The 12,634-nt window shown below is 70.8% G+C and carries 10 protein-coding genes; 4 read left to right on the forward strand and 6 right to left on the reverse strand.

Translation table 11 applies throughout. The features are described 5' to 3' along the window. Positions 1-60 precede the first annotated feature (60 nt). From HH310_RS23010 to trpC, 4 genes are all read left to right on the forward strand, one after another. A complete protein-coding gene (locus tag HH310_RS23010) occupies positions 61-2,838 on the forward strand; it encodes a BTAD domain-containing putative transcriptional regulator (RefSeq protein ID WP_169177688.1) in 2,778 nt (925 codons plus the stop codon). Positions 2,839-2,924: 86 nt separating this feature from the next. Next, positions 2,925-3,434 (forward strand): MarR family winged helix-turn-helix transcriptional regulator, encoded by a 510-nt coding sequence (locus HH310_RS23015; RefSeq protein WP_169177689.1) that lies wholly within the window; start codon positions 2,925-2,927, stop codon positions 3,432-3,434. Then, on the forward strand, positions 3,427-4,068 hold the full coding sequence (locus tag HH310_RS23020) for an NADPH-dependent F420 reductase (protein WP_169177690.1): 642 nt from the start codon (positions 3,427-3,429) through the stop codon (positions 4,066-4,068). The genes HH310_RS23015 and HH310_RS23020 overlap by 8 nt, the downstream gene beginning before the upstream one ends. 120 nt (positions 4,069-4,188) lie before the next feature. Further along, the gene (gene trpC / locus HH310_RS23025) at positions 4,189-4,986 is read left to right on the forward strand and encodes an indole-3-glycerol phosphate synthase TrpC (RefSeq protein WP_169177741.1); all 798 of its coding nucleotides are present in this window, start codon (positions 4,189-4,191) and stop codon (positions 4,984-4,986) included. A gap of 10 nt (positions 4,987-4,996) precedes the next feature. Here the strand turns inward: trpC and HH310_RS23030 are convergent, their stop codons facing one another. The 6 genes from HH310_RS23030 to HH310_RS23055 all read right to left on the reverse strand — a co-directional run bounded on the left by HH310_RS23030 (position 4,997) and on the right by HH310_RS23055 (position 12,634). Further along, positions 4,997-6,388: an FAD-binding oxidoreductase gene (locus tag HH310_RS23030; RefSeq protein WP_312034272.1), complete on the reverse strand. Its 1,392-nt coding sequence runs from the start codon at positions 6,386-6,388 to the stop codon at positions 4,997-4,999. Between the two features lie 106 nt (positions 6,389-6,494). Further along, positions 6,495-7,442 carry an acetylxylan esterase gene (locus tag HH310_RS23035; RefSeq protein WP_169177691.1) on the reverse strand — a complete coding sequence of 316 codons (948 nt, stop codon included), beginning with the start codon at positions 7,440-7,442 and terminating at the stop codon, positions 6,495-6,497. 6 nt (positions 7,443-7,448) lie between these two features. Then, on the reverse strand, positions 7,449-8,258 hold the full coding sequence (locus HH310_RS23040) for a carbohydrate ABC transporter permease (RefSeq protein ID WP_248294307.1): 810 nt from the start codon (positions 8,256-8,258) through the stop codon (positions 7,449-7,451). Between the two features lie 56 nt (positions 8,259-8,314). Further along, positions 8,315-9,268, reverse strand: a complete 954-nt coding sequence (locus tag HH310_RS23045; RefSeq protein ID WP_169177693.1) for a carbohydrate ABC transporter permease — start codon at positions 9,266-9,268, stop codon at positions 8,315-8,317. A gap of 4 nt (positions 9,269-9,272) precedes the next feature. After that, on the reverse strand, positions 9,273-10,529 hold the full coding sequence (locus HH310_RS23050) for an ABC transporter substrate-binding protein (RefSeq protein ID WP_169177694.1): 1,257 nt from the start codon (positions 10,527-10,529) through the stop codon (positions 9,273-9,275). Between the two features lie 17 nt (positions 10,530-10,546). Further along, complete coding sequence (locus tag HH310_RS23055) at positions 10,547-12,634, reverse strand: alpha-galactosidase (RefSeq protein ID WP_169177695.1); 2,088 nt, start codon at positions 12,632-12,634, stop codon at positions 10,547-10,549.

The raw sequence follows: 12,634 nt of genomic DNA on the forward strand, positions 1-12,634 counted from the left end.
GTGAACGAAGAAGTGACGGATCCCAGCGCGCCAGCCATCCGATTCGCTGTTCTCGGTCCGGTGCGCGCCTGGAGCGGCGACCGGGAACTGAATCTCGGCCCACGTCAGCAGCGCCAGATACTGGGGCTGCTGCTGACCCGTGTCGGCCGGGACGTGCCGGTGCACCAGTTCATCGAGATGCTCTGGGGCCACTCCGCCCCGGCCAGCGCCGTGAACAGCGTGCACCGGTTCATCAGCGCGCTGCGCCGCACCCTGGAGCCCGATCTGCCCGCCCGGTCGGGGGGACGCTGGCTGCTGCGGCGCGACTCGGCCTACCGGCTGGTCGCGCCGCTTCGTTCGATCGACCTGATGGAGTTCCGGCGGCTCGCCGACGAGGCCCGCCAGGCCGAGCAGTTCGGCTTCCGGGACGTGGCGATCGCCCGGTACGCCGAGGCGCTGGGCCAGTCGCACGGCCGCTGCGCCGACGACGGGTCGAACGAGATCCGCCGCTACTCGGCGTTCGTGTCGATCGACGAGGAGTACGCGTCGGTCGCCCGTGACGCCGCCCGCGCCGCGGTCGCCTTCGACCAGATCGGCACGCTGCTGCCCGCGGTGCGCCGCGCGGCCGAGATGAACCCGCTGGACGAGGCGCTGCAGGCCCGGCTGATGCTGCTGCTGGCCGCCGACGGCCGGCAGGCGGACGCGTTCGCGCTGTTCCAGTCGGTCCGCGACGACCTCGCCCGGGACCTGGGCGTCGACCCGGGTCCGGAGCTGCGCGCCGCCTACGACGAGGTGCTGCACCCGCGGCAGAAGGTCGCGGTCAGCGGCCCGGCCCGCACCGCCCAGGTGATCCCCGCCCAGCTCCCCCGCGACCTGCCGTTGTTCACCGGCCGCCGCGCCGAGCTGGACCGGCTGGACGGCCTGCTCAAGGGCGCCGAGCAGGACGGCGTGATGCCGGTCATCGCGATCGACGGCATGCCCGGCGCCGGGAAGTCGACCTTCGCGGTGCACTGGGCGCACGAGGCCGCGAACCGCTTCCCGGACGGTCAGATCTACCTCGACCTGCGCGGACAGGATCCGCAGGGCCCGCCGATGAGCCCGGACGACGCGCTCGACTCGCTGCTGTCCACTCTGGGCGTCACCGGTTCCGCGGTGCCGCCCGGCCTCGGCGCGAAGGCCGCGTTGCTGCGCAGCTACATCGCCGGCCGCAAGATCCTGGTGCTGCTGGACAACGCGGAGAGCGCCGAGCAGATCCGCACGCTGCTGCCCGGCGACTCGGGCTGCCTGGTGCTGATCACCAGCCGGCTGCGGCTGACCGCCCTGAGCGCCTCGCACGGCGCCGAACTGTTCACGGTGGACCTCCCGGACGCCCGCGAGGCCCGGACGCTGCTGACGCGCCGCCTCAGCGCGACGACCGGCGAGCCGGACGTGGTGCCGGACCGGGCCGCGCTGGACTCGATCGTGGCGTCCTGCGGGCGGCTGCCGCTGGCGCTGACCGCGGTGGCCGCCGACGTGGCCGTCTACCCGGCGCCGCTGCTGAGCGACGTCGCGGCGGACCTGCGGCGGCGGGGCAGCGACCTGGACGCGTTCGGCACCGAGGGCGCCGCCATGCTGCGGGACGCGTTCACGCACGGCTACCGGACCCTGGAACCGGGCGCGGCCCGCCTGTTCCGCCTGCTCTCGCTGCATCCGGTGCTGGACGTGTCGGCGGCCGCGGCGGCCGCGCTGGCCGGTCTGAGCCCGCAGCAGGTCCGCCCGCTGCTGGTCGAGCTGACCCGCTCGCACCTGCTGACCGCGACGCCGTCCGGCCGGCTCACCTCGCACGTGCTGCTGCAGGCGTACGCCCGGGATCTGTGCGAGTCGGTGGACAGCGCGACGGAACGCCGCGCGGCCCGGATCCGGCTGCTGCAGCAGTACCGGCACACGGCGTACGCGGCTCATCTGTTGTTGCGTCCGCTGCTCGACCCGATCCCGGTGGGTGAGGTGCCCGACGGTCTCCACGTCGAGGAGATCGCCGGTTACCGCGGCGCGCTGGCCTGGTTCCAGGCCGAGCACGAGGTGCTGCACCGCCTCGTCGAATGGTCGGCCGACCTGGACGCCGGCCCGGCCGGGTGGCAGCTGGCCACCACGTTGCTGCCGTTCTACCAGCGCACCGGCCTGGTCCGGGAGTGGCTGGACACGATGACCACGGCGCTGCGGGCCGCCGAGAGCAAGGCCGACCAGGCCGGTCAGGCGCACCTGCTGCGCTGCCTGGCCGGCGCCTGCCACTTCCTCGGCGACCACGGCCAGGCCCGCGACCACCTGCGCCGCTCCCAGCAGATCTTCGCCGAGCTCGGGCTGGCCACCGAACAGGCGTACGTGCACAACAACATGGGTGTGGTGCTGTCCTCGCTGGGCTCGCACGAGGACGCGGCCGCCGAGTTCGACAAGGCCCGCAAGCTGTACGCCGAGGCCGGGCACCGCAAGGGGGTGGCCAGCGCGATCGAGGGCGTGGCCGCGTGCCAGGCGTCGCTGGGCAAGATGCGCTCCGCGGTCGACAACTACGAGAAGGCGATGGGCTCCTACCTGCGTCTGGGCGACCGCAACGGGCTCGGCGGCTGCCTGCTGGGGCTGGGCGACCTGTGGCTGAAGTCGGGCAACGCCGGGCTGGCCATGGACTACCTGCGCCGGGCCGTCGACGCGTACCGGGAGGTGGGGAACCGGGCGGACGAGGCGCACGCGCTGATCGCCCTCGGGGACGCGCTGGCCGCGGTGGACCGCACCCAGGAGGCGTATCCCGCCTGGCGGGCCGCGCTGGAGATCCTGGAGAAGCTGCGCCTGCCCGCCGCGGTGAGCGTGAAGGACCGCCTCAAGGCCTGACTGTTACACCACTCACGGCCCGCAGGTAGTGGACGTGTCAATCCCTAGCGTGGCATTATTGACACGTCAATAGTAAGGAGTCGGACATGAGTGACCTCACCCCGGCTGGTGCCGCGACCCGGCGGAGGATGACCACGCGCGAGCTGGCGATCTGGCGGTCTCTCATCGACACCACCACGGACCTGCGGCGGCTGCTCACCGTGCAGCTCGCGAGCGACTCGAATCTGTCGCCCGGAGACTACGCGGTGCTGCTGGCGCTGAGCGAGTCCCAGGAGCGCAAGCTGCGCTCGTCCGAGCTGGCCGCCGCGATCGACTGGGAACGCAGCCGGCTGTCGCATCACCTCGGCCGGATGGAGAAACGTGGCCTGATCCGGCGGGTCGAGTGTCTGACCGACAGCCGCGGCGCCGAGGTCGAGCTGACCGAGGACGGCGCCCGCATCTTCCGCGGGGCGACCACGCCGCACACCCGCGCGATCAAGCAGTACTTCGCCGACGCGCTGAGCCCCGAGCAGTTCGAGTCGCTCGACGAGATCCTCTGCACGTTGAACAACCACCTGAGCTCCGACGCCGTCCAGGGAGAAAGCCGTCATGAGTGACATCGCCGTGCTGGGCGCCGGCCACACCGGCCCGATCATCGCCCGGATGGGGGTGGAGACCGGCCATCACGTGTCGCTGTCCGCGTCCGGCGACCCGCAGAAGATCGCGCTGATCACCCAGGTGCTGGTCCCCGGGGCCGAGCCGCGGTGGGGTGCCGAGGCGGTCCGCGACGCCAAGATCGTGGTGCTGGCGATGCCGTTGCACGCGTTCCAGAAGCTCGACCCGGCCCTCTTCGAGGGCAAGCTCGTCATCGACATCATGAACTACTGGCCGCCGACCGACGGCGACCAGCCGCTGTTCGACGTCGCCGGGCGCGGCAGCAGCGAGATCGTGGCCGAGGGGCTGGCCGGTGCCACCGTGGTCAAGACCCTGAACCACATCGGCTACCACGACATGGACGACCGCCGCCGCCCGGCCGGGGCGCCGGACCGGCTGGCGATGGGCGTGGCCGGCGACGACCCGGCGGCCGTGGCCCGGGTCGCGGCGCTGGTCGACAGCTTCGGGTACGAACCGATCGTGTTCGACAGCCTGGCCGCCGGCCGCGACTTCGAGCCGGGCAGCCCGGTCTTCGGCGCGCTGATGACCCCCGCCGAGTTCCTGGCCGCGCTGGTCCCCGCGCAGCGCGCGGCCTGACCCCGGCGCCGGAAACCCGCCGCACCGCCGGTGAACAGGGACGTCGGTGATCGTCGGCACAAACCTCGCACAACGCCCCGAGCGCGTGCCTACGGTGGGGTCGTGACAGAGATTCCCAGTGTGCTGGACCAGATCTTGGCAGGGGTCCGCGAGGACGTCGAGGCGCGCCGCGCCACGGTGAGCCTGGACGAGATCAAGCGACGCGCGGCCGCGTCGCCGGCGCCCCGCGACGCGTACGCGGCTCTCGCCCGGCCCGGCGTGTCGGTGATCGCCGAGGTGAAGCGCAAGTCCCCGTCGAAGGGTGACCTCGCGACGATCGCCGACCCGGCCGCGCTGGCCGCCGACTACGAGGCCGGCGGCGCGACGTGGATCAGCGTGCTGACCGAGGAGCGGCGCTTCAACGGCTCGCTCGACGATCTGCGGGCCGTCCGCGCCGCCGTCGACGTGCCGGTGCTGCGCAAGGACTTCATGTACGACGCCTACCAGGTGTACGAGGCACGGGCGTACGGGGCCGACGTGATTTTGCTGATCGTCGCGGCTCTGGACGACGACAAGCTGCGTGAGCTGCGGGTGCTGGCCGAGGACGAGCTGGGGCTGACCGCGCTGGTCGAGGTGCACGACGAGTCGGAGGTGGCCCGCGCGGCCGCGTCCGGCGCCCGGATCATCGGGGTCAACGCGCGCAACCTGCGCACCCTCGAGGTGGATCCGGCCCAGTTCGAGAAGCTCGCGCCGCAGCTGCCGGCCACTGTGCTGAAGGTGGCCGAGTCCGGCATCCGCGGCCCGCAGGATCTGATCCGGTACGCCGAGGCCGGCGCGGACGCGGCGCTGGTCGGCGAGGGCCTGGTCACGACGCAGAGCCCGCGGGAGGCCGCCGCCGCGCTGGTCGCCGCCGGAGCGCGGACGACGACCAGCCGCTGAGCGGTGCCCGTCAGGCGGGCGGGATGTTGTGGTTCATCCGGAACATGTTGCCGGGGTCGACGCGGGCCTTGATCCCGGCCAGCCGGTCGAACCGCTCCGGGCCCCACGCCAGGCGTACCTCGCCCGGCGTGGTGGCCTCCTCCTTGGACAGGAAGTTCACCATCCGGCGGTCCCCGGCCGACCACGGCGCGAACGTCTCGACCATCCGGTCGAGCCAGCCGCGCATCTCGCCGGCCTGCTCGGGGCCGCCCACCCCGAAGGCGAACATCACGTACGGGATGCCGCGGGTGGACACCGCGTCCGGCACCGCGGGCTCGCGGTCGAAGGCGCCGCCCAGGGCCCGCACCTCGACGCTGACCAGCGGGTTGTCCGAGGCCGCCCCGGCGAATTCGACCAGCGCGTCGAGCGCCTCGGCCGGGAACTCGCCCAGCGTGGTGGTGCGGTCGTAGTACGGGATCGGCTCGGTCGGGTCCAGGTGGATCAGCGCGGTCTCGGTGAACGGTCGCGTCTGCACCGCGTCGAGCAGCGCGGGGGCGGCCGCCCGGATCGGCGCGAACAGCCGCTCACCGTCGGCAGCGGCACCCAGGTACGCGAACCGGACGTGCAGCACGAAGGCGCCCCGCAACGGCGCCGGCAGGTCGGGCAGGGGTGGCAGCCGCTGCACGGCGAACGATGTCGTCGCCTCCTCCGGCAGCTCCGGCGCCCACGTCCGCCACACGCTCAGCACGTCGGCCAGGTCCTCGCCGGCGAAGTGCACTCCCCCGCCGTAGAAGTCGGTGACCGGGAACAGCTCGAACTCGATCGCGGTGACCACGCCGAAGTTGCCCTTGCCGCCGCGCAGCGCCCAGAACAGGCCGGGGTCGCTGTCCGCGGTCACCGCCCCGAGCGAACCGTCCGCGGTGACCAGCTCGATGCGGGTGACGTGGTCGGCGGCGTACCCGTGGGTGCGGCCCAGCACCGGGCCCTGCCCGCCGCCCAGCGTGTAGCCGACCACCCCGACGCCCGGCGCCGAACCGCTCAGCGGCGCGAGCCCGTGCGGGACCGACTCGGCCACCACCGTCCGCCAGCGCACCCCGGCCTCGGCGCGGCCGGTCCGGGTGTCCGGATCGATCCGGACACCCTGCATCCGGGACGTGTTGATCAGGACGGCGCCCTCGGCGTCGCGGGTCACCTGGTGCGCGGTCGCCTTCACCGCCACCGGCAGCCCGCGGCTCGCCGCGAAGCGGACCGCGGCCTGCACGTCGGCCGCGCTGAGCACCCCGACCGCCACGGCCGGCGCCAGCGGGTTGTTCAGGTTGTTCGAGGCCACCTCGGCCGCGTAGCCCTCGTCGCCGGGCAGGTATACCGGCCCGGCGACGGTGGCGCGCAGTTCGGCAACCTCCAGCAAGGCTGTCTCAGTCACAGTTCCCCCAGTTATGTGGTGCTTCCGTCGGGGACGAAGCTAGCGGGGAGAACTCGGTGCCTGAGGTGTGAGAACCGCCATTGACCTGCGGATGAACGCCGGGCGGTCAGGCGAAGAGATCACGTAGCCAGCGCAGATTGATCGGGGGCTGGAACGTGTCGCCGCTCTCGTGCCCGTTGTACGGCCACACCTGCAACCGCTTCGGGCCCGCGTACCGGTGGTAGGCGGCGTACACGGTGGAGGGCGGGCAGATGTCGTCCATCAGGGCGACCGTGTAGAGCGCCGGCGCCCTCCCCCGGGCCGCGAAATGCAGGCCGTCGAAGTAACCCAGAGTGGTGAACACGTCGTCGGCCCGGTCCCGGTTGGCCCTCAGCATGTCGGCCAGCTCCCGGTACGGGTACCCGTCGGTGATCTCGCTGGCCCGCCGGAAATGGGTGAGGAACGGGACGTCGATGATCGCCCCGGCCAGCCCGGTGCGCAGGCCCGCCACCGCCTGCGCGAGGCCGCCGCCCTGGCTGGCCCCGGCCACCACGATCCGCGACGCGTCGACCTCGGGGCGTTGGGCCGCGGCGTCCACGGCCCGGACCGCGTCGGTGAACAGCCGCCGGTAGTAGTACTGGTCACGGTCGAGCACGCCGCGGGTGAGCAGGCCGACGTGCTGCGGGCCGACGCCGGGCAGGTCGGGGGTGTCGCCGTCGCCCTGGCCACGCGAGTCCATCACGAAGACCGCGTACCCCGCCGCGGGCCAGACCAGCCACTCGTGCGGACGGCCGCGGCCACCGCCGTACCCGATGAACTGAATGATCGTCGGCAGCGGCCCGGCCTGCGCCGCCGGGGTGAGGAACCAGCCGGCCACCGGCGTGCCGCCGAAGCCGGTGAAGCGCACGTCGTAGACCTCGACGTTCGGCAGCAGCGCGTCATACGGCGTGAACGTGGCTTCCACGGTGCTCTGGGAAGCCAACGTGGACTGCCAGAAGGCGTCGAAGCCGGCCGGTTCCTCGACGACGGGCCGGTAGTTCTCGAGCTCGGCTACGGGCAGATCGAACTGTGCCATCCAGACCTATCCTTTGCTGGCGCCGAGGGTGAGCCCGGCGACGAAGTGCCGTTGCAGTGCGAGGTAGACGATAAGCGTCGGGATCACGGTGAGGGTGGCGCCCGCGGCGATCAGGTTGTAGTTCATCAGGAACTGGCCCTGCAGGCTGTTGACCCCGGTGGTGATGGGCAGCCGGTCGCCGCTGGAGAGGAACAGCAGCGGCCAGAAGAAGTCGTTGTAGAGCCAGATCACCTGCAGGGTGGCGAGCGCGGCCAGGGCCGGCCGGGTCAGCGGCAGGATGATGCGCCGGAACTGCCGCCACACGCCGGCGCCGTCCACCAGCGCCGCCTCGGTGAGCTCGCCGGGCAGCGTCTTCATGTAGTTGGACAGCACGAACGTGCAGAACCCGAGCTGGAAGGCGACCTCGACGGCGATCACCGCGTAGTAGGTGTCCAGCAGCGATCCCGAGGTGCTGAGCACGTACGGGAGCGGGGTGTGTTTGAACATCTCGAACAGCGGCGCGGCGAGGACCTGCGGCGGCAGCATGTTGCCCGCGGTGAACAGGATCAGCAGGGTGACGTTGAACTTCCACGTGTACCGGCTGACCGCGAACGCCATCATCGACGCCAGCGCCAGGGTGAGCAGCACGGACGGCACGGCTATGTAGAGCGAGTTCACGAAATATCGGGGTAAATCGCCGTCGGTCCAGGCCGTGCCGAAATTGTGCAGGTTGAACGGCCCGTGCAGGCTCCAATAGCCGTACTTGTCGGTGACCTCCTTGGGCCGCAACGAGGTGTAGAGCGTCCACAGCAGAGGGGCGAGCCACAACGCGGACATGGCGAGCAGAAACACATGGGTGCCACTGTGTCTAACGTTTTGGGTAGGGCGGCGCATCAGTCTGCCTTCCGGAACGTGCGGACCAGGTAGATGACGATCGGGATGAGCGAGACGATCAGCAGCAGCACCGCCAGCGCCGAGCCGACGCCGATGACCTGGCCCTCGCCGACCAGGTTCTGGATGACCAGCACGCTGAGCAGTTCGAGGCCGTTGGTGCCGTGGTTGATCACCCAGACGATGTCGAACGCGCGCAGCGCCTCGATGAACGTGATCACCACGACCAGGATGTTGATCTGCCGCATCGCCGGGAAGACGACCCGGAACAGGGTCTGCCGGCCGGTCGCGCCGTCGATCGACGCGGCCTCGCGCAGGCTCGGGTCCAGCCCCTTCAACCCGGCCAGGTACAGCACCATGATGTAGCCGGCGTGCCGCCAGCCGGTCGCGATCAAGGCCGCCCACAGGTTGACGTGCGGATCGCCGAGCCAGTCCACCGCGCCGTTGGTCCCGGCCGTACCCAGAAGGTTGTTGAGAAGTCCCTCGTTGCGGGCGTAGACCAGCTGCCAGACGATGCCGACGAGCACCAGCGACAGCATCACCGGGGTGAAAAAGACGCTCTGATACAGGCGGGTGAAGCGGATCTGCTGGTCGAGCACGACCGCGAGCAGGACGCCGAGCGGGGTGGCGACCAGCGCGAGGAACCCCAGCCAGATCACGTTGTGCGCGATGGCCGGCCAGAACGGCGGGTAGTCCCGCAGCGCGTATCGGTAGTTGTCCAGGCCCACCGGCTTGATGCCGGAGAGGGCGAGCCCGTTCCACCGGGTGACGGACAACCCGATGGACAGCAGCGTGGGGATCCAGATGAGCACGGCCTGGATCAGCGTGGGCACGCCCACCATCAGGCCGAGCACCAGCCGGTCGGAGCCGGTCAGACGCCGCACCCGGCCGGCACGCGCACGCGGCGCGCGCTCAACCTCGGTGGCGACCGGCACGGGAGCGGTCGTCTGCGTCATCGGATCACGCGGCCGCGTACAAGGTCTTGGCCTGTGTCTCCAGGTTCTTCAGGTCGACCTTGCCGTCCTTCAGGAAGCTCTGCAGGGCGGGGATCATCACGTTGTTCGCCATGGCCGGCAGCGCGTCGCGGTCGAAGAACTGGCTCACCTTCTTCGACTGCGCGATCATCTCGGCGGCCTTCTTCTGGATCGGGGAGAACGTCGAGGTGTTCGCGTCCGCCGCGGTCTGCAGGTTCGACGAGTCCTTCGAGGCGTACGCGTCCTGCGCCGCACCGGTGCCGAGGAAGGACAGGAAGTCCATCGCGGCCTTGTTCTTCTCGGCCCGTCTGGTCATCACGAAGCCGTCGATGGGCGCCTCGATCGCGTCGGTGCCCTCGACCGCGATCGCCGGGAACGGGAAGAAGTCCAGATCGTCCACGATGGACTTGTCGGTGATCTCCTGGAGCAGGAACGTGCCGATCAGGTACATGCCGGATTTCTTGTTCGCCATGTTGTGCGCGGCCTGCTGCCAGGTCGCGCCCAGCGCGCCGGTGTCCTGATAGGGCAGCAGCGCCGTCCAGTTGTCGAAGACGGCCTGCACCTTGGGCGAGTCCCAGGATTCGTGGTGCGCGCACAGGTCGACGTGGAACTGGTAGCCGTTGGTCCGCATGTTCAGGTAGTCGAACGTGCCCATCGCGGGCCAGCCGTCCTTGTCGCCGAACGCGATCGGCGACAGGCCGTCCTTCTTCATCGTGGCGCACAGGGCGAGCAGCTCGTCCCACGTGCCCGGCACCTGGTACCCGTGCTGCTGCCACACGCTCTTGCGGTAGAAGACGGCCCACGGGTAGTTGTAGTTGGGAATCAGATACTTCTTGCCCTGGTACGCGGACGCGTCGGCGAGACCGGCCCCGAAGTTCTTGCCGATCGTCTCCCAGGCGTCGTCGACCGGCGCGAGCAGCCCCTTGCCGGCGTAGTACCGCATCCGGTACCCGGCGAACCAGGTGATGACGTCCTCGGGGTTGGCCTGCAGGTAGGTACTGATGTTGTTGACCAGCTGGTCGCGGGGCATGACGTTGAGGCGGACGGTGTCCCCGGACTGCTGCTGGAAGAGGTCGACCATGGCCTGGATGCCGGACTTCGGGACGGCGTCGGCCAGACCGGAGCCGAGCGAGGTGGCCTTGGAATCGGCGGCCTGGGTGGCGGGGTCGCCGCCGCTGCACGCGGCGAGGATCGGGATGGCTCCTAGTGCGGCGGTTCCTTTGAGGACGGAACGACGATGCATGACAGCTCCACGGTGGATTAGGGCAGTCTGGTGAGCCGGACGAGCGCACTCGCGTGGTCGCCGGCCGGCATGTCGAGGGGCAGCCCTTTTTCTTGAAGCACGGCCCCTTGATAGGTGCGTCCGGTGTCGAGATCCCGATACACGGCACCGGCCTCCACCGCGGACAACGGCAGGGGCCCGGGAGTGTGGCCGTACGGGCGGCTCGGCAGCCAGGCGAGAATCACGTGATCGTCGTTCAGCGTGTACTGCACCCCGGTCAGGGTGCCGGCGCCGGTGAGCCGGTACGCCGTGCCGTGCTGGACGACGGGTCGGACGCGCTTGTATTCGCGGACGAGGTCGGCGGCCTCCTCAAGCTCGTCGGGGGTCCAGGTGGTCAGGTCGCCACCGAGGCCGAGGACGCCGGCCATGGACACGTGGAAACGGAACCGCAGCGGGGTGGACCGCGCGGTGGTCACGTTCGGGCTGTCGGTCACCCAGGCACCCATCACCTGGGCCGGGAACACCTGAGCGAAGCCGTTCTGGATCGCGATCCGGTCGATCGGATCGGTGTTGTCGGACGGCCACACCTGGTCGGTGCGAGCGAGGATGCCGAGGTCCGCCCGGCCGCCCCCGCCGGCGCACGACTCGATGCGCAGCCCGGGATGGCCGGCGCGGAGCCGATCCATGATCTGGTGCACGGCCCGGGTGTGGTCGAGATACACCCGGTCCGGGTCGGCGTGCCCGGGCCATCCCGCCTCGGTGAAGGGGCGGTTGCAGTCCCACTTGAGGAAGTCGATGCCGTGCTCGCCGACGAGCCGGTCGAGCCAGGCGTGCGTCCAGTCGCGGACGTCCGGGCGGGCCAGGTTGAGCACGAGCTGGTGGCGCATCTCGGTGCGGCGGCGGTTCGCGGTGTGCAGCACCCAGTCGGGGTGCTCGCGGTAGAGGTCGCTGTCCGGGTTGACCATCTCCGGTTCCACCCAGATGCCGAACTTCATGCCACTCTGCCGTACCGCGGCGACCAGGTTCGTCAGGCCGTGCGGGAAACGCTCCGGGTTCGGCGTCCAGTCGCCAAGGCCCTTGCGTTCGTTCGCGCGCCGCCCGAACCAGCCGTCGTCCATCACGAACATCTCGGCGCCGACCTCGGCCGCCCGCCGGGCGAGGGCGATCTGCCCGGCCTCGTCCACGTCGAAGTGGGTGGCCTCCCACGAGTTGTAGAGGACCGGGCGCAGCTCCTCCGGATGCGGCAGAATATTTGCCCTTATATACGCATGCCACGTCCGGCTCACCCCTCCGAAGCCGGCCGTGGAGTACACACCGGCGAAGACCGGGGTCCGCAGGGTCTCGCCCGCGGTCAGCGTCCAGGTCAGGCCCTCATGCCCGAAACCCCCGGTCCATCCCGTACGCCCTCCCGGGTCCCGTTGCACCGTGACGCGCCAGCTTCCGCTCCAGGCCAGGGCCGTGCTCCAGACCTCGCCGTGCTCCTCGCCCGCGGTGCCGTCGTCGAGCGCGAGCCACGGGTTCGCGTGATGGCTGGTGAGGCCGCGGCGGCTGGTCAGCACGGTCTCGGCGGCGGCGAGCTCACCGCGCCGCAGGCGGAACTCGCTGTTCCAGGCGCCGACCAGGTGGCTGAGCCGTCGAGGGCCGGCCGGCACGGTCCACGCCGCGGAGTCGCAGCGCTGCAGCGTGACCGGCTCGTGGCCGGTGTTGGTGACCTCGGTCCAGCGCTCCACGACGTCGCCGCGCATCCGGTAGTGCAGCTTGACGGTCAGCGGGTAGTGCCGGTCGGCGAGGTCGATACGCAGGTGAGCGTCCTCGACGATCTCGTGGCCGAGGTACTTCCACTCGATGCCGCGGCCCAGATCGGCCCAGCGCACCTGCAACGCGGCCGGCCCGAAGTGCGCCCCGCCCTCGACCGGCAGCTCGTCGGCGCCGGCCTTCTCCTCGAAGCTGCTGGCCGCCGGGTCCGGGGGCTCCTGCCCGACCAACGCGGCCGCTTCCTCCACAGTGACCGGCGCACCCCAGTGCACATGGCGGACACAGTCGTCGGCGTCGAGCCGGACGGCGTAGGCGGTGGAGGTCCCGGTCAGCAGCCACAGGCGCAGGCGGGGTTCGTAAGCGACTCGCAT

The sequence above is a fragment of the Actinoplanes sp. TBRC 11911 genome (genome assembly GCF_012933445.1).
In the GTDB taxonomy this organism is placed as follows: domain Bacteria; phylum Actinomycetota; class Actinomycetes; order Mycobacteriales; family Micromonosporaceae; genus Actinoplanes.